Source organism: Micromonospora citrea, from assembly GCF_900090315.1.
GTDB lineage: Bacteria > Actinomycetota > Actinomycetes > Mycobacteriales > Micromonosporaceae > Micromonospora > Micromonospora citrea.
Genome location: NZ_FMHZ01000002.1, coordinates 2,602,721 through 2,625,260, shown reverse-complemented (window position 1 = coordinate 2,625,260; position 22,540 = coordinate 2,602,721). Strand labels below are relative to the sequence as shown.

Annotated in this window: 19 protein-coding genes and 1 pseudogene; 8 read left to right on the top strand and 12 right to left on the bottom strand. The window is 72.6% G+C overall.

From position 1 onward, the window contains the following. Nucleotides 1-71: 71 nt before the first annotated feature. From GA0070606_RS11905 to GA0070606_RS11895, 3 genes and pseudogenes are all read right to left on the bottom strand, one after another. Nucleotides 72-2,183, bottom strand: a pseudogene (locus GA0070606_RS11905) (ABC transporter ATP-binding protein); the annotation flags it as partial. A gap of 58 nt (nt 2,184-2,241) precedes the next feature. After that, complete coding sequence (locus GA0070606_RS11900; RefSeq protein WP_091097928.1) at nt 2,242-3,975, bottom strand: ABC transporter ATP-binding protein; 1,734 nt, start codon at nt 3,973-3,975, stop codon at nt 2,242-2,244. Next, nucleotides 3,969-4,433: a MarR family winged helix-turn-helix transcriptional regulator gene (locus tag GA0070606_RS11895; RefSeq protein WP_091097925.1), complete on the bottom strand. Its 465-nt coding sequence runs from the start codon at nt 4,431-4,433 to the stop codon at nt 3,969-3,971. Before GA0070606_RS11895 ends, GA0070606_RS11900 begins: the two co-directional genes overlap by 7 nt. A gap of 128 nt (nt 4,434-4,561) precedes the next feature. Here GA0070606_RS11895 and GA0070606_RS11890 point away from each other — a divergent pair, with 128 nt between their 5' ends. Next, on the top strand, nt 4,562-5,128 hold the full coding sequence (locus tag GA0070606_RS11890) for a TetR/AcrR family transcriptional regulator (protein ID WP_091097921.1): 567 nt from the start codon (nt 4,562-4,564) through the stop codon (nt 5,126-5,128). A 225-nt stretch (nt 5,129-5,353) separates the two neighbouring features. On the opposite strand, the gene GA0070606_RS11885 is transcribed toward GA0070606_RS11890, so the two are convergent. Beyond that, on the bottom strand, nt 5,354-6,793 hold the full coding sequence (locus tag GA0070606_RS11885; protein ID WP_091097917.1) for a GuaB1 family IMP dehydrogenase-related protein: 1,440 nt from the start codon (nt 6,791-6,793) through the stop codon (nt 5,354-5,356). 110 nt (nt 6,794-6,903) lie between these two features. After that, nucleotides 6,904-7,500 (bottom strand): LysE/ArgO family amino acid transporter, encoded by a 597-nt coding sequence (locus GA0070606_RS11880; protein ID WP_091107631.1) that lies wholly within the window; start codon nt 7,498-7,500, stop codon nt 6,904-6,906. Nucleotides 7,501-7,596: 96 nt separating this feature from the next. Between GA0070606_RS11880 and GA0070606_RS11875 the strand changes: the two genes are divergently transcribed. Then, on the top strand, nt 7,597-8,487 hold the full coding sequence (locus GA0070606_RS11875) for a LysR family transcriptional regulator ArgP (protein WP_091107629.1): 891 nt from the start codon (nt 7,597-7,599) through the stop codon (nt 8,485-8,487). Nucleotides 8,488-8,581: 94 nt separating this feature from the next. On the opposite strand, the gene GA0070606_RS11870 is transcribed toward GA0070606_RS11875, so the two are convergent. Continuing rightward, nucleotides 8,582-10,333 carry an acetyl/propionyl/methylcrotonyl-CoA carboxylase subunit alpha gene (locus GA0070606_RS11870; RefSeq protein WP_091097914.1) on the bottom strand — a complete coding sequence of 584 codons (1,752 nt, stop codon included), beginning with the start codon at nt 10,331-10,333 and terminating at the stop codon, nt 8,582-8,584. Between the two features lie 147 nt (nt 10,334-10,480). Between GA0070606_RS11870 and GA0070606_RS11865 the strand changes: the two genes are divergently transcribed. From GA0070606_RS11865 to GA0070606_RS11850, 4 genes are all read left to right on the top strand, one after another. After that, the gene (locus tag GA0070606_RS11865; RefSeq protein ID WP_091097912.1) at nt 10,481-11,092 is read left to right on the top strand and encodes a PadR family transcriptional regulator; all 612 of its coding nucleotides are present in this window, start codon (nt 10,481-10,483) and stop codon (nt 11,090-11,092) included. Between the two features lie 130 nt (nt 11,093-11,222). Beyond that, nucleotides 11,223-12,182 carry an ATP-binding cassette domain-containing protein gene (locus tag GA0070606_RS11860; protein WP_091097909.1) on the top strand — a complete coding sequence of 320 codons (960 nt, stop codon included), beginning with the start codon at nt 11,223-11,225 and terminating at the stop codon, nt 12,180-12,182. A 17-nt stretch (nt 12,183-12,199) separates the two neighbouring features. Then, nucleotides 12,200-12,955: an ABC transporter permease gene (locus GA0070606_RS11855; protein WP_091097905.1), complete on the top strand. Its 756-nt coding sequence runs from the start codon at nt 12,200-12,202 to the stop codon at nt 12,953-12,955. Between the two features lie 76 nt (nt 12,956-13,031). After that, nucleotides 13,032-14,318 carry an MFS transporter gene (locus tag GA0070606_RS11850; RefSeq protein ID WP_091097901.1) on the top strand — a complete coding sequence of 429 codons (1,287 nt, stop codon included), beginning with the start codon at nt 13,032-13,034 and terminating at the stop codon, nt 14,316-14,318. Between the two features lie 103 nt (nt 14,319-14,421). Here the strand turns inward: GA0070606_RS11850 and GA0070606_RS11845 are convergent, their stop codons facing one another. The 5 genes from GA0070606_RS11845 to GA0070606_RS11820 form a co-directional block, all read right to left on the bottom strand. After that, on the bottom strand, nt 14,422-15,075 hold the full coding sequence (locus GA0070606_RS11845) for an O-methyltransferase (RefSeq protein WP_091097897.1): 654 nt from the start codon (nt 15,073-15,075) through the stop codon (nt 14,422-14,424). Nucleotides 15,076-15,084: 9 nt separating this feature from the next. Beyond that, complete coding sequence (locus tag GA0070606_RS11840; protein ID WP_091107626.1) at nt 15,085-15,741, bottom strand: Maf family protein; 657 nt, start codon at nt 15,739-15,741, stop codon at nt 15,085-15,087. A gap of 17 nt (nt 15,742-15,758) precedes the next feature. Further along, nucleotides 15,759-16,931, bottom strand: a complete 1,173-nt coding sequence (gene mycP, locus GA0070606_RS11835) for a type VII secretion-associated serine protease mycosin (RefSeq protein ID WP_425413040.1) — start codon at nt 16,929-16,931, stop codon at nt 15,759-15,761. Nucleotides 16,932-18,318: 1,387 nt separating this feature from the next. Further along, nucleotides 18,319-18,789 (bottom strand): hypothetical protein, encoded by a 471-nt coding sequence (locus GA0070606_RS11825; RefSeq protein WP_091097887.1) that lies wholly within the window; start codon nt 18,787-18,789, stop codon nt 18,319-18,321. Between the two features lie 143 nt (nt 18,790-18,932). Next, a complete protein-coding gene (locus GA0070606_RS11820; RefSeq protein ID WP_091097883.1) occupies nt 18,933-19,145 on the bottom strand; it encodes an acyl-CoA carboxylase subunit epsilon in 213 nt (70 codons plus the stop codon). Nucleotides 19,146-19,237: 92 nt separating this feature from the next. Between GA0070606_RS11820 and GA0070606_RS11815 the strand changes: the two genes are divergently transcribed. Beyond that, nucleotides 19,238-21,145: a serine/threonine-protein kinase gene (locus GA0070606_RS11815; RefSeq protein WP_091097879.1), complete on the top strand. Its 1,908-nt coding sequence runs from the start codon at nt 19,238-19,240 to the stop codon at nt 21,143-21,145. A 112-nt stretch (nt 21,146-21,257) separates the two neighbouring features. After that, on the top strand, nt 21,258-21,488 hold the full coding sequence (locus GA0070606_RS11810) for a hypothetical protein (protein ID WP_091097876.1): 231 nt from the start codon (nt 21,258-21,260) through the stop codon (nt 21,486-21,488). 92 nt (nt 21,489-21,580) lie between these two features. On the opposite strand, the gene GA0070606_RS11805 is transcribed toward GA0070606_RS11810, so the two are convergent. Continuing rightward, nucleotides 21,581-22,333: a lysozyme gene (locus GA0070606_RS11805; RefSeq protein WP_091097873.1), complete on the bottom strand. Its 753-nt coding sequence runs from the start codon at nt 22,331-22,333 to the stop codon at nt 21,581-21,583. Nucleotides 22,334-22,540 lie beyond the last annotated feature (207 nt).

The following is a 22,540-nucleotide window of genomic DNA, read 5'->3' as shown; positions in this document are numbered from 1 at the left end:
CGGTCGCGGCGGGCGCCCCGGGGCTGACCGGTCGCGGCGGGCGCCCCGGGGCTGACCGGTCGCGGCCGGCGTCCCGGGGGTCGACCGGTCGGGGCGGGCCGGGACGTGCCCCGGCCCGCCCCGAGCCACCCGCGCCGTCGGCACGGGTGGCCGCCGGGCGGTCACCCCGCGACGCCCGCCTCCACGGCGACCGGGTCCTCCTCCGTCACCGGCTGGGTGAACTGCGACCGGTACAGCCGGTGGTACGCGCCGCCGGCGGCGAGCAGCTCGTCGTGCGTGCCCTGCTCCACGATCCGGCCGTCCTCCATCATCAGGATCAGGTCGGCGTCGCGGATGGTGGAGAGGCGGTGCGCGATGACGAAGCTGGTGCGGTCCGAGCGCAGGGCGGCCATCGCCCGCTGGAGCAGCACCTCGGTGCGGGTGTCCACCGAGCTGGTCGCCTCGTCCAGGATCAGCAGCGACGGCTCGGCGAGGAACGCCCGCGCGATGGTGATGAGCTGCTTCTCGCCGGCGCTGACGTTGCTGGCCTCCTCGTCGATGACCGTGTCGTAGCCGTCGGGCAGGCTGCGCACGAACCGGTCCACGAACGTCGCCCGGGCCGCGGCCCGGATCTCCTCCTCCGTCGCGCCCGGCCGGCCGTAGGCGATGTTGTCGCGGATGGTGCCGCCGAAGAGCCAGGTGTCCTGGAGGACCATGCCGACCCGGCCGCGCAGGTCGTCGCGGCGCATGGTCGTGACGTCCACGCCGTCCAGCGTGATCCGCCCGGCGTCCAGCTCGTAGAAGCGCATGACGAGGTTGACCAGGGTGGTCTTGCCGGCCCCGGTCGGCCCGACGATGGCCACGGTGTGCCCGGGCTCGGCCACCAGGGACAGGTCCTCGATCAGCGGCTTGTCCGGGGCGTACCGGAATGAGACGTGCTCGAACTCGACCCGGCCGCGCGGGTCGCGTACCCGGGCCGGCCGGGCCGGGTCCGGGCTCTGCTCCTCGGCGTCGAGCACCGCGAAGACCCGCTCGGCCGAGGCCACCCCGGACTGGAGCAGGTTGGCCATCGAGGCCACCTGGGTGAGCGGCTGGGTGAACTGCCGGGAGTACTGGATGAACGCCTGCACGTCGCCGAGGCTCATCGAGCCCGACGCCACCCGCAGGCCGCCGACGACGGCGATCGCGACGTAGCTGAGGTTCCCGACGAACATCATCGCCGGCATGATGATCCCGGAGACGAACTGGGCGCCGAAGCTGGCCCGGAACAGCTCCTCGTTCTTGGCGGTGAAGGCGGCCTCGACCTCGCGCTGCCGGCCGAAGACCTTCACCAGCTCGTGGCCGGTGAACGCCTCCTCGATCTGGCCGTTCAGCTCGCCGGTGTGCGTCCACTGGGCGATGAACTGCCGCTGGGAGCGCTTGGCGATCGCGCCGGTGACGACCACCGACACCGGCACCGCGACCAGCGCCACCAGGGCCAGCAGCGGCGAGATCCAGAACATCATGGCCAGCACGCCGACGACGGTGAGCAGCGAGGTGAGCAGCTGGCTCAGCGTCTGCTGGAGGCTCGTCGAGATGTTGTCGATGTCGTTGGTGACCCGGCTGAGCAGCTCGCCGCGGGGCTGCCGGTCGAAGTAGGGCAGCGGCAGCCGGTTGAGCTTGTCCTCCACGTCCGCGCGCAGCCGCAGCACGGTGCGCTGCACCACGCCGTTGAGCAGCCAGCCCTGCCACCACATCAGCAGGCTGGCCGCCAGGTAGAGACCGAGCGCCAGCAGCAGCACCCGCGCCAGGGCGGCGAAGTCGACGCCCACGCCGGGCACCACGTCCATCCGCGCGAGCATGTCGGCGAAGTTGTCGTTGCCGGCCGCCCGTGCGGCGGCCACCGCCTGGTCGGCGGTGGTGCCCGCCGGCAACTGCCGGCCGATGACCCCGGTGAAGATCAGGTCGGTGGCCCAGCCGAGGACCTTCGGCCCCACCACGCTCAGCCCGACGCTGACCACCGCCAGCGCGACCACGGCGACGAGTTGGAGGCGGTCCGGCCGCAGCCGGCGCAGCAGCCGCCGGGCCGACGGCCCGAAGTTCATCGACCGCTCCGCCGGCATCCCGGCGCCACCCCAAGGGGGGCCGCCGCGCTGCCCGCCGGGCGGCAGCCGCCTCGGCGTCGGCGGCTCGGCCGCCGGCTTCTGCTGCGGTACGGCGCTCACGCGGCCACCTCGCTCCGCTCGGCGGCCACTCGCGGCGCCACACCGCCGGTTCGCGTGCTCACGCGGGCACCCCCGCCGTGTTCTGGGACGCCACGATCTCGGCGTACGTCGGGCAGGTGTCCAGCAGTTCGTCGTGTCGGCCCATCCCGACCACGCCCCCGTTCTCCAGCACGATGATCTGGTCGGCACCGACGATGGTGGAGACCCGCTGCGCCACGATCACCACGGCGGCGTCCGCCGTGACGGGGCGCAGGGCCGCCCGCAGCCGCGCGTCGGTGCCGAGGTCGAGCGCGGAGAACGAGTCGTCGAAGAGGTAGATCTCCGGCCGGCGCACCAGGGCCCGGGCGATCGCCAGCCGTTGCCGCTGGCCGCCGGAGACGTTCGTGCCGCCCTGCGCGATCGGTGACGCCAGCCCTTCCGGCATCGCCTCGACGAAGTCGCGCGCCTGGGCGATCTCCAGCGCGGCCCACAGGTCGTCGTCGGTCGCGTCCGGGTTGCCGTAGCGCAGGTTGCTCGCCACCGTCCCGGTGAACAGGTAGGGCTTCTGCGGCACCAGCCCGATCCGGCGCCACAGCTCGTCCGGCGCCAGGTCGCGTACGTCGACGCCGTCGACCAGCACCGCGCCGGCGGTCACGTCGACCAGCCGGGGGACGAGCGACAGCAGGGTGGTCTTGCCGGCCCCGGTGCTGCCGATGATCGCCGTGGTCGTCCCGGGCGTCACCCGGAACGACACGTCCCGCAGCACCGGCGCGGCCGCCCCCGGGTACTGGAAGCCCACGCCGCGCAGCTCCAGCTCGGCGTGCGCCGACACCTCGGTCACCGGGCGGGGCGCCGGCACCACGGAGGAGTCGGTGTCCAGCACCTCGACGATCCGCTCCGCGCAGACCGCCGCCCGCGGCACCATCATCAGCATGAAGGTGGCCATCATGACGGCCATCAGGATCTGCATCAGGTATTGCAGGAACGCGGTGAGCGCGCCGACCTGGATCGCCCCCGCGTCGACCCGCTGGGCGCCGAACCAGAGCACCGCGACGCTGGAGACGTTGAGCACCAGCATCACCACGGGGAAGATCAACGCCATCAGCCGGCCGGTGCGCAGGGCCGTCGCGGTCAGGTCGGCGTTCGCGGTGGCGAAGCGCTCCGTCTCGTACGGCTCCCGGACGAACGCCCGGACCACCCGGATGCCGGTGATCTGCTCGCGCAGCACCCGGTTGACCGTGTCGATGCGGGTCTGCATGAGGCGGAAGCCCGGCACCATCCGCCGGATGACCAGCCACAGCGCGACGGCCAGCGCGGGCACGCTGACCAGCATCAGCCAGGAGAGCCCGAGGTCCTCGCGCAGCGCCATCACCACGCCGCCGACGCTCATGATCGGCGCGGCGACCAGCATGGTGCAGCTCATCAGCACGAGCATCTGCACCTGCTGGACGTCGTTGGTGTTGCGGGTGATCAGCGAGGGCGCGCCGAAGCGGGCCACCTCGCGGGCGGAGAAGCGGTTGACGTGCCCGAACACCGCGGCCCGTACGTCCCGGCCGAAGCCCATCGCGGTGCGCGCGCCGAGGTAGACGGCGGCGACCGAGCAGACGATCTGCACCAGGCTGACCGCGAGCATCCAGCCGCCGGTGCGGACGATGTAGCCGGTGTCGCCCCGGGCCACGCCCAGGTCGATGATGTCGGCGTTGAGGCTGGGCAGGTAGAGCGACGCCATGGTGCCGACGAACTGGAGCAGCACCACCGCCGCCAGCGGGCGGTGGTACGGCCGCAGGTGGGTGCGCAGCAGTCGGATCAGCATCCCGGCACCTCACCCGTCGTGCCGGGGTCGGCGTTGCCGATGACCTCCAGGAGGAACTGGCGGATCACCGCCGCCTTGGCCGGGTCGGCGTCGACCGAGGTCAGGGGGGTGCCGGAGCGGATCACGGCGTTGAGCGCGTCGACCCGTGCCCGGCCGGCCGGGCTGAGGACGAGCTTGACGCTGCGCCGGTCGGTCTCGTCGCGCTGGCGTTCGACCAGGCCGTCGCGTTCGAGGGTGTCGACGATGCCGGTCAGGGTGGCCGGGCGGACGAAGCACCGCTCGGCCACGGTGCGGTGCGGCAGCTCGCCGTGCTCGGCGAGGGTCATCAGGGTCGCCGTTCCGGCCTGGGTGAGCCCGTGTTCCTCGGCGAGGTAACGGTTCCACCGCTGCCTGGCGACGTGCCCGGCGACCACGAGCAGGCGCCCGAGGGGCACGTCCCGTAGCTGGATCAGTTCCATGGGAGTCACATTAGCCCCCTGATCGTCAGGGCCCAAACGAATTTGTGACGGCGGCGGGCGCGGCGCACCTGTCGCCGGCGAGAGTGCCCCAGGGTGCCATCTTGTCAATGGCAAGATAGGATCGCGGCATGACCGGAACGCGCGGCTACCACCACGGCGACCTGCGTCGCACCCTGCTTGCCGCGGCGGTGCAGGTGATCGAGGAGTCCGGCCCGGCGGCGCTGAGCCTGCGGGACCTGGCCCGTCGGGCGGGCGTGTCGCATGCCGCTCCGGCGCACCACTTCGGCGACAAGGCCGGCCTGCTCACCGCCCTCGCCACGGAGGGCTTCGACCTGCTCGCGAAGGCGCTGCGCGACGCGGGCGACCTGCTGGACGGCGGCGTCGCGTACGTCGACTTCGCCGTCAGCCACCGGGCGCACTTCGAGGTGATGTTCCGGCCGGACCTCTACCGCACCGACGCCGAGGAGGTGGTTGCGGCCCGCGAGCGGGCCGGCGACGCGCTGCGCGCCGGCGTCGCCGGGCTGCCCGAGGCGCGGCCGACGGCGGAGGACCCGCAGGGTGACGCCCTGGCCGCGTGGTCGATCGTGCACGGCTTCGCCACGCTCTGGCTCGCCGGCGCGCTGCCGGAGCGCGTCGGCAACGACCCCCGGGCGGCGGCCCGCGCGGTCATCCACCGCCTCTTCCCGGAGCCCTGACGGACGCCGACGGGGCCGCGAAGCCGTCGGGCGCCGGCAGCCACGGACCAGGGGGCAGACGGGGCCGCGAGCCATCGTCGGCCGCCCGGCAGCCATGGACGCGGGCGGGCCGCGAGGCCTGCCGGACCGGGCTGTGACGCGCGCCGGTGGGGCTGCGAACCTGCGCCCGGGCCGGGACGGGCGTCGGCGGGCGAACCGGTGGTCCGCCCGCCGACGACGGGAGCCTCACCAGCTCGTGGGCAGCGGCATACCCTCGGTGTAGCCGGCCGTGCTCTGCACGCCGACCACGGCCCGCTCGTGGAACTCCGCCAGGTCCCGCGCGCCGGCGTAGGTGAAGGCGCTGCGTACCCCGGCGATGATCTCGTCGATTAGGTCCTCCACGCCCGGCCGGGCCGGGTCCAGGTACATCCGCGCCGAGGAGATGCCCTCCTCGAAGACCGCCTTGCGGGCCCGGTCGTACGCGCTGTCGTCGGCCGTGCGCGCGCTGACCGCCCGCGCCGAGGCCATGCCGAAGCTCTCCTTGTAGCGGCGGCCGTCGGCGTCGGTGTAGAGGTCGCCGGGGGACTCGTACGTGCCCGCGAACCAGGAGCCGATCATCACGTTCGACGCGCCGGCGGCCAGCGCCAGCGCCACGTCGCGCGGGTGGCGTACGCCGCCGTCGGCCCAGACGTGCCGGCCGAGCTGCCGGGCCGCCGCCGCGCAGTCGAGCACGGCGGAGAACTGCGGCCGGCCCACCCCGGTCATCATCCGGGTCGTGCACATCGCGCCGGGGCCGACGCCCACCTTGACGATGTCGGCGCCCGCCTCCACCAGGTCGCGTACGCCCTCGGCGGTCACCACGTTGCCGGCCGCGACCGGGACGCCGGGGTCCAGCGCGCGGACCGCCCGCAGGGCGGTGATCATCCGTTCCTGGTGGCCGTGCGCGGTGTCCACGACCAGCGTGTCCACCCCGGCCTCCAGCAGGGCGCGCGCCTTGCCGGTCACGTCGCCGTTGATGCCCACGGCGGCGGCGATGCGCAGCCGGCCCCGGTCGTCGACGGCCGGCCGGTAGAGGGTCGCCCGCAGCGCGCCCTGCCGGGTCAGCACCCCGACGAGGCGGCCCTCGGCGTCCACCACCGGGGCGAGCCGGCGCCGGCCGGCCGAGAGCCGGTCGAAGCCGGTACGCGGGTCGGCGTCCGCCGGCACCGTGTGCAGCTCGGTGGACATGACGTGCCGGAGCTGGGCGAAGCGGTCCACGCCCACGGTGTCCGCCTCGGTCACCACGCCCAGCGGCCGGCTCTCCTCGTCGATCACCACGACGGCGCCGTGCGACCGCTTCGGCAGCAGATGGATGGCGTCGCCGACCGTGTCGGTCGGGCCCAGCGTGATCGCGGTGTCGTGCACCAGGTGCCGCCGCTTGACCCAGGCGACGACGTTCGCCACCACCTCGATCGGGATGTCCTGCGGGATGACCGCGATCGCGCCGCGCCGGGCGACTGTCTCGGCCATCCGGCGACCGGACACCGCGGTCATGTTGGACACGACGAGCGGGATGGTGGTGCCGGTGCCGTCGCCGGTGGCCAGGTCGACGTCGAGCCGTGAGCCCACCTCGGACCGGGCCGGGGCCATGAAGACGTCGTTGTAGGTCAGGTCGTGCGCGGGAGCCGCGCCGTGTAGGAACCGCACCCCGCCATCATTCCCGCCGGTCGGGCCCCGCACCCGTGGTGGTCGCGGAAAACACCCCCTGACCGCGGCGGCGCGGCGGCGGCCCCTCGCAGGACCGGGCGGGACGGCGGTCAGCCCAGCGCCAGCCCCGCCGCCGTGGCGGTCATCACGATGGCGACCAGGCCGTCGAGCACCCGCCAGGCCGCCGGGCGGGCAAGCACGGGCGCGAGCCGGTGGGCGGCGGCGCCGATGGCGGTGAACCACACCACGCTCGCGAGCGCCGCGCCCGCGCCGAAGACCCAGTGGTGCGGGTGCTGGCGTGCCACCCCGCCGAGCAGGAGCACCGTGTCGAGGTACACGTGCGGGTTGAGATAGGTGAAGGCGAGGCAGGCCAGCAGCGTCGCCCCGAGGGTGGCCGGCGGCCGGTCGGCGGGGGAGAGGCCGTCGGGGCGCAGCGCGCGGCGGGCGGCCAGCACGGCGTACCCGAGCAGGAACGCGGCCCCCAGCCAGCGGACGGCGGCCAGGGCGGTGGGGTGCTCCGCCGTGGCGGTGCCCATGCCGGCGATGCCGACCGAGATGAGCAGCGCGTCGGAGGCGGCGCAGACGGCGACCACGGGCAGCACGTGCTCGCGGCGCAGGCCCTGCCGCAGGACGAAGGCGTTCTGCGCGCCGATGGCGGCGATCAGCGCGATGGCGAGGGAGAAGCCGGCGGCGGCGGAACCGGCCACGGAGCTGCTGAGGATCTCGGGCACGAGCCGACGCTACGGGTCGCCGCCGATGCAGCCCAGCTAAGGATTCTCATGCCGGATAAGCTGAGCTTCATCATGCTGGACACCACGCAGCTCCGGACGTTCGCCGCGGTGGTCCGCGAGGGCAGCTTCGAGGCGGCCGCGCACGCCCTGCACGTCACCCCGTCGGCCGTCAGCCAGCGGATGAAGGCGTTGGAGCAGGCCGTCGGGCAGGTGCTGGTCCGCCGGACGAAGCCGTGCCAGGCCACCGACGCGGGCCGGCCGCTGCTGCGGCTGGCCGGGCAGGTGGCCCTGCTGGAGCGGGAGGCGCTGGACGCCGCCCGCCCTCCGACGACGGGCGGCGCCGCCCCCACCCGGGTGACCGTCGTGGCGAACGGTGACTCGCTCGGCACCTGGTTCGTCGGCGCGCTGGCGCGGCTTCCCGCCGAGCTGGCGCTCCTGTTCGACGTCCGCCGGGACGACGAGGACCACACGGCGGAGCTGATCCGCGACGGCACGGCGATGGCGGCGGTGACCGCGCAGCGCGAGGCCGTCCAGGGGTGCCGGGTGGAACGGCTGGGGGCGATGCGGTACGTCGCGCTCGCCCGGACCGGGTTCGCGGCCCGGCACTTCCCCGACGGCCTCACCGAGGCCGCCCTCGCGGCGGCGCCGATGATGGCGTTCGACCGCAAGGACCAGCTCCAGCACAGGTTCGCCCGCACCGTCACGCGGCGCCGGATCGACCCGCCGGTGCATTACGTGCCGTCCTTCGACGGCTTCAACGAGGCGGTGCGGCTGGGCCTGGGGTGGGGGATGGTGCCGGAGCGGATCGCCCGCGCCGACATCGCGGCGGGCCGCTGCGTCGACCTCGGCGCCGGGCGTCACCTGGACCGCCCGTTGTACTGGCAGCACTGGCGGGTGGACTCCACCACCCTGGACGCGCTGACCGCCGCCGTCCGGGCGGTCGCCCGCACCGAACTGCGCTGACCGCGGGCACCGGCCGCCGCCCGGCGCGGTCGCGCGCCGGTGGGTGGGAAGGCCCCCTCCGCCGCCGGAACGGTGGTGGGCCCTCCCCACACACTCAGGCGATGGTGCAGATGACCGCGCCGGCGCTGATCACCGCGCCGACATCGGCGGCGAGGCCGCTGACCGTGCCGGCCCGGTGGGCGTGCAGCGGCTGCTCCATCTTCATCGCCTCCAGCACCACGACCAGGTCGCCCTCGGCGACGGTGTCCCCGTCGGCGACGGCGATCTTGACGATGGTGCCCTGCATCGGCGAGGTGAGCGCGTCGCCGCTGACGGCGGCGCCGGCCTTGGCTCCGCCGCCCCGGCGGGCCGGCTTGCGGGCGGCGGGCGCGGCGCTGGTCGTACCCCCGCCGAGGCCGGCGGGCAGGACCACCTCGAGCCGCTTGCCGCCCACCTCGACCACGACGGTCTCGCGCCCGGCCGGTTCCTCGGCGGCGCCGGCGGCGGCCGTGAACGGCGGGACGGTGTTGTCGAACTCGGTCTCGATCCACCGGGTGTGCACGGTGAACGGCTCGGCGGTGAACGCCTCGTCCCGGATGACCAGCCGGTGGAACGGCAGCGCGGTGGCCATGCCCTCGACGACCATCTCGTCGAGCGCCCGGCGGGCCCGCTCCAGCGCCTCGGTACGGGTCTCGCCCGTGACGATGACCTTGGCCAGCAGCGAGTCGAAGTTGCCGCCGATCACGTCGCCGGCCGAGATGCCGGTGTCCACCCGCACGCCGGGGCCGGTGGGCAGCCGCAGCGCGGTGACCGTGCCGGGGGCGGGCAGGAAGTTGCGGCCCGGGTCCTCGCCGTTGATCCGGAACTCGATGGCGTGCCCACGGGGCGTCGGGTCCTCGGTGAAGCGCAGCTTCTCGCCGTCGGCGATGCGGAACTGCTCGCGGACCAGGTCGATGCCGGCGGTCTCCTCGGTGACCGGGTGCTCGACCTGGAGGCGGGTGTTGACCTCCAGGAAGGAGATGGTGCCGTCGGCGCCGACGAGGTATTCGACCGTGCCGGCGCCGTGGTAGCCGGCCTCCCGGCAGATCGCCTTGGCGCTGTCGTGGATCTGGGCGCGCTGCGCGTCGGTGAGGAACGGCGCGGGGGCCTCCTCGACCAGCTTCTGGTGCCGGCGCTGCAGCGAGCAGTCCCGGGTGCCGACCACGATCACGTTGCCGTGCTGGTCGGCCAGCACCTGCGCCTCGACGTGGCGGGGCTTGTCGAGGTAGCGCTCGACGAAGCACTCGCCCCGGCCGAACGCGGCGACCGCCTCGCGGGTGGCCGACTCGAACAGGTGCGGGATCTCCTCCATCGTGCGGGCCACCTTCAGGCCGCGCCCGCCGCCGCCGAAGGCGGCCTTGATGGCGACCGGCAGGCCGTGGTCGACGGCGAACGCGAGCACCTCGTCGGGGCCGCCGACCGGGTCGGGGGTGCCGGGGACCAGGGGGGCACCGGCGCGCTGGGCGATGTGCCGGGCGGTCACCTTGTCGCCGAGGTCGCGGATGGCCTGCGGGGTGGGGCCGATCCAGGTCAGCCCGGCGTCGATGACGGCCTGGGCGAAGTCGGCGTTCTCCGAGAGGAAGCCGTAGCCGGGGTGGACCGCGTCGGCCCCGGCCTTCGCGGCGACCTCCAGCAGCTTGTCGATGCGCAGGTACGTTTCGGTCGCGGTGTCCCCGCCGAGGGCGTACGCCTCGTCGGCGAGGCTGGCGTGCAGGGCGTCCCGGTCGGAGTCCGCGTAGACGGCGACGCTGCCCAGGCCGGCGTCGCGGCAGGCGCGGATGACGCGGACGGCGATCTCGCCGCGGTTGGCGATGAGTACCTTGCGCACCTTGGCAGCTCCTCCCGGGTGGTTACTGACCGGGAGTGTATCGGCCACCCTGAGAGCCCTAACGATCGCTCAGTGTGGGATGCCGCACTGTTCCGCCGGGCCCTAGTCAAATTTGCCTATTACGCTCGTCCGGTGTCTGCCACGCGAATGATGATCCTCGGGCTGGTGCGGTGGATGCAGCCCGTGCACGGCTACGACGTACGCCGCGAGCTGCTCAGCTGGAACGCCGACAAGTGGGCGAACGTGCAGCCCGGTTCGATCTACCACGCCCTGCGCAAGCTGACCCGGGAGGGGCTGCTGCGCGAGGTGGCCACCGAGCAGGTGGGCGCCCGCCCGGCCCGCACCACGTACGAGGTGACGCGCAAGGGGGAGGAGGAGTTCGAGACGCTGCTGCGCGGCCTGTGGTGGCAGCTGCACGAGCCGCCGGACCCGTTCGCGGCGGCCTTCTCGTTCCTGCCCGCGATGCCGCGCGAGGAAGCGGCAGCGGCCCTGCGCAACCGAGCGAACCTGCTGCGCGCCGGTGTCGAGTGGATGCGTGCCTCGTTGAGTTCTGACTGGATGCGTGACACCAGGCCCGTGCACGTCGGGTGGATGTTCGAGCTCTGGGCGGCCCGCTCGGAGGCGGAGATCTCCTGGTGCGAGCGGATCGCGGAACGCATCGAGTCCGGGGTGTCGTACCTGCCCGAGGGGATGGAACGGGCGGAGGGTTGGGAGGGCTGGGAGGAGCGGCTGCCACCCCGGCGGCCGGACGGCGAATAATCAACGTTGACCAAAGAAGCTATATCGCGTTAGCCTGCCCGGGACGCCACGGGGGAGCATGCCGTCCGGCGTCGTCTCCGAGGGACAGACAGGTGGCCGGTCGCACCGGCCCGGACGACCAGGAGCAGAGATGATCGAGACCAGGGGGTTGCGGAAGTCGTTCCGCTCCCGCGAGGGTCGCCAGACGAAGACCGTCGACGCGGTGCGCGGCGTCAACCTGGAGGTCGCCGAGGGGGAGATCTTCGGTTTCCTCGGCCCCAACGGTGCGGGCAAGACCACCACCCTGCGCATGCTGGCCACGCTGATCGAGCCGGACGGCGGCGAGGCCAGCATCGCCGGGGCCGACCTGCGCAAGGACCCGGCCGAGGTGCGCCGCCGCATCGGCTACGTCGCCCAGGGCGGCAGCACCTGGGACGAGTCCACCGCCCGGGAGGAGCTGGTCCTTCACGCCCGGATGTACGGCATCGGCAAGGCCGAGGCGCACCGGCGGGCCAGCCGCGCCCTCGACGCCTTCCAGCTCAGCGAGTACGCCGACCGCAAGTGCAAGACCTACTCCGGCGGCCAGCGCCGGCGGGTCGAGATCGCCCTCGGCATCATCCACGAGCCGAGGATCGTCTTCCTCGACGAGCCGACCACCGGCCTCGATCCGCAGAGCCGCGCGCACATGTGGGACGAGATCCGCCGGCTGCGCACCGACGGGATGACCGTCTTCATCACCACGCACTACCTGGACGAGGCCGACGCGCTCTGCGACCGAATCGCGATCATGGACCACGGCGAGGTGGTCGCGGAAGGCACCCCGGCGGACCTGAAGCGCGAGATCTCCGGCGACGTGGTGCTGGTGGGCCTGGACGCCGCGGCCACCCCGCAGGCCGCACAACTGCTCGACAGCGAGCCCTACGTCAACAAGCTGGAGACCGTCGAGGAGGGCGGGCTGCGGCTCTACGTCGACGAGGGGGCGACCGCCATCCCGCAGATCCTGCGCCGCGTCGACACCGCCGGCCTCGCGCTCAACTCCATCGAACTGCACCGGCCCAGCCTCGACGACGTCTTCCTCACCAAGACCGGCCGCTCGCTGCGCGAGTCCTGACCCGACCGGAGAGACCCGTGAAACTCGCCCGTGACACTTGGCTGATCTTCCAGCGCCAGCTCCAGCTGCTGCTGCGCAACCCCGTCTGGGTCTTCGTCGGCGTCTTCCAGCCGGTGATGTACCTGCTGCTCTTCGCCCCGCTGCTCAAGCCGGCGCTGAACGCGCCCACCCAGGCGGAGGCCTACAAGATCTTCGTACCCGGCCTGCTGGTGCTGCTGGCCATCTTCGGCGGCCTGTTCCAGGGCTTCGGCCTGATCGCCGAGCTGCGCGCCGGGGTCATCGAACGCTCCCGGGTCACCCCGGTCAGCCGGCTCGCCCTGCTGCTCGGCCGCTCCCTGCGGGACGTGGTGTCGCTGATCGTGCAGGCCGTCATCATCACCCTGCTCGCGCTCCTGTTCGACCTGCGCGTCTTCATCGGCGACCTGCTCCTGGCGTACCTCATGCTCGCCCTGATCGCGCTGATGACCTCGGCCGTCTCCTACGGCGTCGCGCTCAAGGTCAAGAGCGAGGACGCGCTGGCCCCGCTGATGAACACCGTGGCGCAGCCCGTGCTGCTGCTCTCCGGCATCCTGCTGCCGCTCACCTTCGCCCCCGGCTGGTTGCAGGGCATCGCCGACTGGAACCCGTTCTCCTGGGCGGTCGACGGCACCCGCGCCCTCTTCGCCGGCGAACTCGGCGACGACAAGGTCTGGCAGGGGCTGACCATCATCGCGGTGCTCGCCGCGGCCGGCGTCGTCTGGGCGGCCCGGCAGTTCGCCCGCACCGTCCGCTGAGCGGAAGCCCGGCGGCGGGGAGAGTTGCCTCTCACCAGGGGCGGGGCACCGGCCGCACGCTTGTAGCGTGAGGCCGATGCCCCGCCTCACCCGTGACCGGACCACCTGGCTGACCTACGCACAGCTGGGGTTGTGGGGCTTCTTCCTCTACGGATTCGGGCCGGTCGTGCCGCTGCTCCGCGACGAGCAGGGCACCTCCGCCGCCGTCGCCGGCCTGCACAGCACCGGCATCGCCGTCGGCGCGCTGGCCGGCGGGGCGCTCTTCGCGCCGCTCGCCCGCCGGGTGGGCCGGGGCCGGGCCATCTGGGTCGGGCTGGCCGGCGTGGCGGTCGGCGTCGCCGCCCTCGGCGCCCTGCGGGCCCTGCCCGCCACGATCACCGCCGTCGCGGTGATCGCCGCCTTCGGCATGATGGTGATCAGCGGTGTGTCCGTCGTGCTCACCGCCCGGCACGGCACCGCCGCGCCGGCCGCGCTGACCGAGGCGAACGCCGCCTGCGCCGGCATGGGCATCCTCGCCCCGCTGGTCATCGGCGCCAGCGTCGACGCCGGGTGGGGCTGGCGGCCGGCGATGGCCGTCGAGGTCGGCCTGATCACGCTGGTCGCGCTGGCCGCCCTGACCTTTCGCGTACGCCTGCCGCAGGCCGCCCCCGCTGCCGCGGCTCCCGGTGGCTCCCCGGCCGCCGACCCGGTCGACGCCGGCACCCCCGCCGAAGCGCCCCGGCCGGTTCCCGTCGCCGACGTGCCCCGGCCGGCTGCCGCCGGGGCCGGCCGGCGGCTCCCGTCGGCGTACTGGATCGCCTGGGTGCTCATGGCGGTCACCGGGTCGATCGAGGTGTGCCTGTCCCTCTGGACCGCCGACGTGCTGCGCACGCACGCCGGCATGGCGGCCGGCGCGGCGTCGGCCGCGGTGGCCGCGATCGTCTGCGGCATGTTCGTCGGTCGGCTCGCCGGCGGCAGGTTCGCCCTGCGGTACCGGCCGGTGCCCCTGCTGCTGGCCGCGCTGGGCGTGTCGCTGCTCGGCTTCGCGCTGTTCTGGGTCGCCCCGGTCGGCTGGCTCGCCGTCACCGGCCTCGTGGTGCTCGGCCTCGGCAACGCCCTGCACTACCCGCTGGCCATCTCGATCGCGCTCGCCGTCGCCGGGCCGGCCGCGGACCGGGCGGCCGGCTGGGCGTCGTACTCGATGGGCGTGGGCTTCGGCATCGCGCCGGTCGCGCTCGGCTGGGTGGCCGACGGGGTGGGGCCGCACCTGGCGTTCCTGCTGCTGCCGGGGTTCATCGCGGCGGCCGCGCTGCTCGCCGCGCGCCTGGGCCGGGCCCTGGGCCCGCACCCCGCCGCTCCTCGCTCCCCGGTCGCCGCAGCCTGACCCGGCCCACCTCCCTGCCGACCGGGCTTCGCCCCGCAGATCTTGGTACGGAACGGCCCCTGGAGGGGTCTTTCCGTACCAAGATCGCAGTTGCGGGAGTGGGTCAGTGGACTCGGGCGAGGGTCAGGCCGTCGGCGATCGGGAGCATCACCGCGTCGACCCGGACGTCGGCGAGGAGCTCGTCGTTGAACGCGGCGATCGCCCGGTCGTCGGCGTCCTGCGGGGCGATCACCCGGCCGCCGCGCAGCACGTTGTCGACGGCGATCACCCCGCCGGGACGCATCCGGGGCACCAGCTCCGACCAGTAGATCGGGTAGCCGGTCTTGTCGGCGTCGATGAACGCGAAGTCCAGGTGACGCTCGTGGGGTAGTTCGCGCAGCATGTCGCCGGCCGGGCCGATGCGCAGCTCGATCCGGTCGTCCACGCCGGCGCGGGCCCAGTATCGTCGCGCGATGCCCGTGAACTCCTCCGAGATGTCGAAGCAGGTCAGCCGACCGCCCTCGGGCAGCCCTCGGGCGATGGCCAGCGACGACAGCCCGGTGAAGGTGCCCACCTCGACGGCCTGCCGCACGCCGAGCAGCCTGGTGAGGAGGGTCAGGAACGCGGCCTGCTCCGGCGCGACCTGCATGTGCGCGTCGCGGGGCAGGGCCGCGAGGGTCTCCTCGGCCAGGTCCCGCATGATCTCGTCCGGCGGCGAGCCGTGCGCCACCAGGTAAGCGTGCAGTTCCGTCGTGAGCTGAATCGGCTTCGTGGTCATGAATGGACGCTAGCCGAGCGGTTCGACCGACTGACTGCCGGGCGCGACCTTTGTCCACAAATCCGTGAGGCGCAGGTCCAATTCGGACAGGAGGCGGCGCAGCGTCGGCAGCGACAGCCCGATGACGGTGCTGGGATCGCCCTCGATCCGCTCCACGAACGGCCCGCCGAGCCCGTCGATCGTGAAGGCGCCGGCCACCGCGAGCGGCTCGCCCGTGCCCACGTACGTGGCGATCTCGTCGTCGCTGATGTCGGCGAAGTGCACGACGGTGGAGGCGACGGCCTCGGCCCTGCGGCCCGCCACGATGTCGATGAGGCAGTGCCCGCTGTGCAGCACGCCACTGCGCCCGCGCATCCGCTGCCAGCGCCGGGTGGCGGCGGCCGCGTCGGCCGGCTTGCCGAGGATCTCTCCGTCGAAGGCCAGCACCGAGTCGCACCCGATGACCAGCGTCCGCTGGTCGTCGGCGGGGCGCAGCCGGGTCAGCACCGCCTGTGCCTTCAAGCGGGCCAGTTCCAGGCAGAGATCCTCGGCCCGCTCGGTGACCACCAGGGACTCGTCGACGCCGCTGACCAGGACGTCCGGTTCGATCCCGGCGGCCTGGAGGATCTTGCGGCGGGCAGGGCTCGCCGACGCGAGCACGAGGCGGAGCGGCATGGATTCGGGCACGTCGCCGACGTTACCGCTCAACGGCTCACGCGGGGTGGCGGGTCGTCACCCCGACGACGCCTGCGGGCGATCAGTGCCCATGCCCCGCCGGCAGCGACGATCACGCCCAGGGTGGCCAGGCCGCGCGCGGTCGCGCCGTCGTCGCCCTCGTCGTCCGGCTCCGCGATCGCCGTCGCAGTCGAGGTGGTGTGGGCCGGAGCGCCCGCCGTCGCCGACCCGAAACCCAGCGGAGGTACGTCCGCCGTCAACGCCGCCACCAGGTCGATGACCCCGTACCCGTACTCGTCGTCCCGGCCCGGTGGGCCCTTGTCGATGGCGGTGGCGGTCAGCCTGTGGGCCACCTCCGAGGCCGGCAGGTGCGGGTACTTGGACCGGATCAGCGCAGCGGCTCCAGCAACGATCGCCGTCGAGTTTGACGTGCCAGTGCCTTTGCGATATTTGCCGTCGATACTTGTGCTGTAGATGTCCACAGCGGGAGCAACAACGTCGATCTCTGGACCGGCAACAGCTACTGCTGCATGGCGTCCAGCTTTATCTATTCCACCTACGGCAACGACGCCAGGCTCTCTAGCTGGATAGGCAACTGCCTGATCGAAGGGAAGGTTGCCGGAGCCTGCAACCACTACAACGTCGGATGTAAGCGCCATTCTGACTGCCTGTGTTAAGCGGGCGTTGGTGCCGCCTCCACTTGAGATGCTGATGACATCGGCGCCGTTGGAAACGGCAAACTCTATCCCTAGTGCCAAGTTGTCGGCCTCGCCGAGGTTGTTGGCAGATGACGACATGATCGGGAGAATCTGGGCGCGAGGCGCGATGCCAAGCGCTCCCATCCTTCCGGACCGGCCGTGCGCTGCAATAAGTCCGGCCATTCCTGTTCCGTGTCCGTTAGGGTCTTGTCTGCCGTTCCCGACGCCGCCGAGGATGAAGTCTTTCCCCGCTAGCAAGTTGTTGCGAAGATCGGGATGAGGGTCCACTCCAGTGTCTGGTACTGCGACGGTTATGCCCTCTCCGCGAGTAATCTTGTGCGCCTGATCAACTCGCAGATAGCGTAGGTGCCATTGGTCGGCCCGAATTCGATCTACGCCCTGCGGCTTCTGTGCAATTAAGTTCCAGATGGCAGGCTTTGGGGAAGGCGTCACTAGCATAGACGCACTTAACGACAATGCGCCTAGGGTTGCGCGGAGCCTCATCTGTTAAAGCCGATAGCAGGGCCTGGATCGATTGGCCCCTCTTCCTTGGGGGGGTGGACGACCGGGGGGACTCCCTGATCTGTATCCCACGGATGGTCTGGGTCCCAATGCCGTGCGTCACCGGCACTCCGCTGTGTAAGGGGTCCGGGGCGCCCGGAAATGCCGTTTCTAGTATCAACTCCGGTCGTGCCGCCAAAAGGGCCGCCGCCGAACGGAGGCATGTTATGTCCCGCTCCGATGCCACGGCCGCCTCCCGGACGGGAGCCGGCTCCGCCCGTTGGCGCGGTGCCCGCACCGCCGCCGATTACGCCGCCAATCGGATTTATTCGCCGCGGCTGGTTGTTGCTTGCTGCCGGTTGCCCCAGCCCTATGCCGGGTGCTCCTCCAATCAACCCGCCGGGTGGCATCGACCGGCTAGGAGACGGTTGAGTTGGGGTCGCCTGGTTACCAATGCCTCCCGGGCCTGGCCTGCCGAGAGGGCTGCGCTGTGGATTGGTGACGCTTGGTTGGCCTGTTCCTGGAGGTAGCGAAGGTAGTCCCCCAACGACTGGGGGCGAATTTTGCGGCGTGAGCGGCGTAGTGGTTGGGATCCCGGGGGTGGGTTTAGCCGGTGCCAAACCGGTGCCAGCCCCGCCGAGAACCGGACCGGTGCTCGGTGCGGTGGGCGTCTGAACAGCTCGAATGGGAGCCGAGGTCTTGTTGGCTGAGGATGTGCCAGAGGGTGACGCAACGGAAATTGGGACGATCGGCGGGATGGCGGGCGCTATTCCGCCCCCGTAGGCATCCGCAGCGTCAGTATCGATGTCAGGTCGGGGCGGCCGTACTGCTGGAGGTTTTTGGAGCATTACTTGGGCGTGCTGGAGTTCGCCGCTGAGGCCGTACATGATGCCGCGAGCCTGGACGTTGAGCCGTTCCAGGTCTGCGTCCGTCACCGGACGATCGGGAACCCGGCTGCCCATGGCCGCTTTCGGGTCCGCGAGCGTCGCCTCGTACGTCCGCTTCTCCTGGACTTTGACGGCGTACGTCTCGTAGATCTTCTTGAGTTCCGCCCGCGTGGCGCTGATGGCCTGCGTGGCGGCGGAGAGCGCGGTGTAGTTGGCGCTGGCGGCGTCGTGGGTGCGTTGCACCTTGTCGATCAGCTCGTCCAGCTCGCGGACGTAGGCCCGGGCAGCCTCGTTGGTCTCCGGGGGCCAGGCTTCGGCCAGCCCCTTGCGGTATTCCTGGAGGCGGCTCAGGTGGGCGCGGGCGAGTTCGCAGACCTTGCGCCAGCCGGCGACCTGCTTCCAGTGATTGGTGGTGTCGTGGTCCTGAAGGCAGGCCCACATGCTTGCCACGTCCATCAGGCGCCAGTCGGTCAGGCCGGACGTGCGGCCGCTGCCCCGCTCGATCATGCCTGCACCACCACCGGGCCCTGCCCCGGCGCAGGATCCGGCCCGGTGGGATCGCGCAGCACCGGTGACGGGCCGCGCGGCGCGGCGGCGGCCGGGTTGGCGAGGGCCCGTTCGACGTCGTGCACCCGGGCGGAGGAGAAGGCGTCGGACTCGGTGTAGCGGTTGGCCACCGTGCCGGCGGCGACGGCCAGGTGGCCGGTGGCGTCGCGCACGCCCCAGACGATGTCAGCGGCGGCCTGCTGGGTCTCGTGGTGCGCGTGCATGAAGTTGACCAGCTCGATGAAGGCGTCGGCCGGGTTGGGCACCGGAGCCTTCATGTCCTCGGCGATGTAGGCCAGGTGGGGGGCGTAGTTGCGTTCCACCTCGGCCTGGAGCTTGTCGGCGAACTCGCGTAGCTGGCGGATGTCGGCCTCGATGCCGCCGTAACCGCGAAGCCAGGACGCTGGGCGGTCCTCCTCGGGGATCATCGGTCCTCCCTACCCGTCACTGCGCCGTTTCCCTGAGTGAGGTTAATGGGTCCCCGACGATGTCGGCAGCCCCGACCCCGCACCCGGTGGCGGTCCGGCAGGTGGGCACGGGCAGCGAGCTGCGCCGACCGGACCGGAAAAGGTCAGCGGGGCAGGCCCGAGGCCCGCCAGGCGCCCGGCCCGGCCAGGGGAGTCGCGGCGGCCGGACGGCCGCTGCGCGACCACGCGGACTCGGCGACCGGCGGGGGTGCGGCGGCCGGACGGGAGCGGACGACGATCGCGCCCACCAGCGCGGCCAGTTCCTCGGCGGTGGGCACCCCGCGGACGACCCGGAACAGCGGCTCTTCGGCAGACATGGCGCCAGCGTACGCGGCGCGGAGGCCGACCTGAACCGCGCAGTGGCGTGCCGGCGGTGTGAGCGTCGTGCCCGCCGGGTACCGTCTGGGCGATGTCTGAAGCGCTGCCCCAACTCGTCGCTGACCGATACCGGCTCATCTCGCCGCTCGGTCAGGGTGGCATGGGACGGGTCTGGAAGGCACGCGACGAGGTGCTGCACCGGGACGTGGCCATCAAGGAGTTGGTCCCGCCGCCCAGCCTGACCGACGACGAGCGTCGCGAGATGCGGGAGCGGTCGCTGCGCGAGGCCCGTGCCATCGCCCGGCTCAACCACATCAACGTGGTCCGCATCTTCGACGTGCTGCGCACCGACGGCGACCCGTGGATCGTGATGGAGTACGTGCCGTCGAAGTCGTTGCAGGACACTCTCGCCGAGGACGGCCCGGTGTCGCCGGCGCGCGCGGTCGAGATCGGGCTCGGTGTGCTGGGCGCGCTGAAGGCGGCGCACAAGGCCGGCGTGATGCACCGCGACGTCAAGCCGGGCAACGTGCTGCTCGGCAACGACGGCCGGGTGGTGCTGACCGATTTCGGCCTGGCCACGATCCCCGGCGACCCCAACGTGACCCGCACGGGCATGGTGCTCGGCTCGCCCGCGTACATCGCGCCGGAGCGGGCCCGCGACGGCACCGCCGGGCCGGAGGCCGACCTCTGGTCGCTGGGCGCCACGCTCTACGCCGCGGTCGAGGGCAAGTCGCCGTACGCCCGGCCGTCGGCGATCGCCACCCTGGCGGCGCTCGCCACCGAGGCGCCCCCGCCGCCGAAGAGCGCCGGCCCGCTCAAGCCGGTGCTCAACGGCCTGCTGCGCAAGGACCCGACCGAGCGGATGAACGCGGAGGTGGCGGAGAAGCTGCTGCGCCGCGCGGGCGGCAAGCGGACGCGCACCATTCCGCTGCTCGACGGCGTACGCCGGCCCGGGCCGAACGGTCCGCGCGAGCCGCGACCGCCGGTGGTGCCGGCGCCGCGGCCGGCCGAGGCGCGACCCGCCACGCCGGTCAGCCCGCCGGTGCCGCGGGCCCGGCAGGAGGCCGCCGCGGCCGGCGTCCCGGCCGTGGCGGAGGCCGCGTCCGCCGCCGACTCCTCGGATCTCGCGCCGACCGCCAAGGTCGAGTCGTCCACCTCCGACGCCGCGCCGACGGCGAAGGTCGGGGCGTCCGCGCCTTCGGCCGGCGCCACCGCGCCGGTGAGCCCCGCGCCCGCCCGGCCGGTGAACCCCACCTCGGTGATGCCCGCGCCGGTGAGCCCGCCGTCCGGCCGGGCCACGGTGGTGCCCGGTGACGGCACGAAGCCGAACAACACCCGGCGCAACGTGCTGATCGGGGCCCTGGTGGCGCTGTTGCTGCTCGGCCTGGTGCTGGTCGTGCCGATGCTGACGGGCGGCGACGGCGAGGACGGCGGCGGCACCCCGCAGGCCGATCCGACCACCGCCGCCTCGCAGGCCCCGCCGCAGTCCTCCGCGCCGGCCCCGCCGACGAGCGCGGCACCGAGCCCGACGCCGTCGGTGAGCCCTTCGGCGGGGCTGCCTGCCGGCTGGAAGTTGGTCAAGGATCCCGTCGGGTTCTCGGTCCCTGTTCCGGACGGGTGGCGGCGGAGCGCGGGCGGCACCTGGGTGAAGTACGAGGAGCCGAACGGCGTCCGCGAGTTGGTGATCGACCGGACGAACAGTCCGCAGAAGGACGCCGTCGCCGCGTGGCGGGCGATCGAGCCGGACCGCAGGCGGCTCGTCGACGACTACGAGTACATCGACATCCGGCGGGTCAGCGGCTACTGGAAGACCTGCGCGGACTGGGACTGGCGCGAGACCCGGGACGGCACGCGGATCCGCGTCCGAAATCGAGGCTTCGTGACCGCCAGCAACCGAGGCTTCGCCATCCGGTGGGAGGTCGCGGACAAGGACTGGGCCGCGAACCTCCAGTACTTCGACATGATCGCCCGGGAGTTCGTGCCCGACCGCCAGGACTGACCCGAGCCCGACCGCCGGGACCGGTCCGCGGGATTCGTGCCGCCGCGAGATTGATTCGCATGGCCTTCCGTCGTACGGGGTATTTCTCCCGCACGACGGAAGGAGGTACGACATGGGTTACCGACGGAAGGATGCCCGGCCCCGGGTGGCACTGTGGATGCTCGTGGCCCTCGGCGACATCGTCCTGCTGCTCACCGCCGTCGGCCTGCCGGTACTGTTCGCGCTGCTCAGTGTCGTCACCGTCACCCTCGCCGGAGTGGCCGCCCGGCGGTTCACGCGACGGGGTGGGCTCGCCCGCGACAACGCGGTGACAGTCCCGGTGGCGGCCCGACGGCGGGCCTGACGTGCACGGCGGCGTGGCGGCAGCCGGACCAGTTGTCGACCGTACGGTGACAGCCGATCCCGCTGCCGCCAAGCGCCTCCCCGGGCTCGGCCTCAGGTGTTGTTGGCCAGCGCGATCAGCCGGCTGCGGTCGCCGTTCCAGTAGTTGCGGTCGACGGCGCCGCTGATCCCCGCGACGCTGCCGCGGTCGGTGTACTGCCAGAAGCTCCAGAACGGCGCGCCGGCCGGCAGGGTGCCGACGGTGCTCGACCAGCGGGCGACCCAGAGCGGGTGGTTGGCCCATGGGGCGGTCCAGTTGCCGGTGCACTGGTTCCACCAGCTCGTCGTGGTGTAGATGACCGCGTAGCGGCCGGTGCGGGCCCGGTAGGTGTTGAGGAAGTCCTGGACCCAGTTGCGCATGCCGGTGGTGCTCAGGCCGTAGCAGTAGCCGCCGGCGTAGGGGTTTGCCTCCAGGTCGAGCGCGGCGGGGAGGGTGCGGCTGTCGGCCGACCAGGCGCCGCCGTTGGAGGCCAGGTAGTTGGCCTGGGTCGCCCCGGAGGAGATGTTGGGCCGGGCGAAGTGGTAGGCCCCGCGGATGACGCCGGCGTTGTAGGCGGCCACGTAGTTCGTGTTGAACCTCGGGTCCTTGTAGCTCGTGCCCTCGGTGGCCTTGATGAAGGCGAACTGGATGCCGGCGTTGCGGACGCTCGTCCAGTTGATGGCGCCCTGGTAGTGCGAGACGTCGATGCCGGGCGTCGTGGCGGCCGCCGCCGGGGTCGCGGTCGCGACGAGCGCCGCCGCGGCGGTGGCGACGGTGGCGAGGCCGGTGGCGAGCAGCCGCCGCAGGAATGTTCTGGTACGGGTCATGGATGCCTCCAAGGACGCCGATTGATTGACATCCATCTTTGGAGGTAACTGCCCTCGATCGCAAGGGGCGCTAAAAGATACCTACATGGAGTTCGGGTGCTGTCGTTCAGCGCAGCGACGCGGGGTCGAGACGCCGGCGGAACGGCTCGGCCAGGCTGAACTCCTCGCCCGCCCTGGCGACCCGGTCCTCGACGTAGTCTCGCCCAT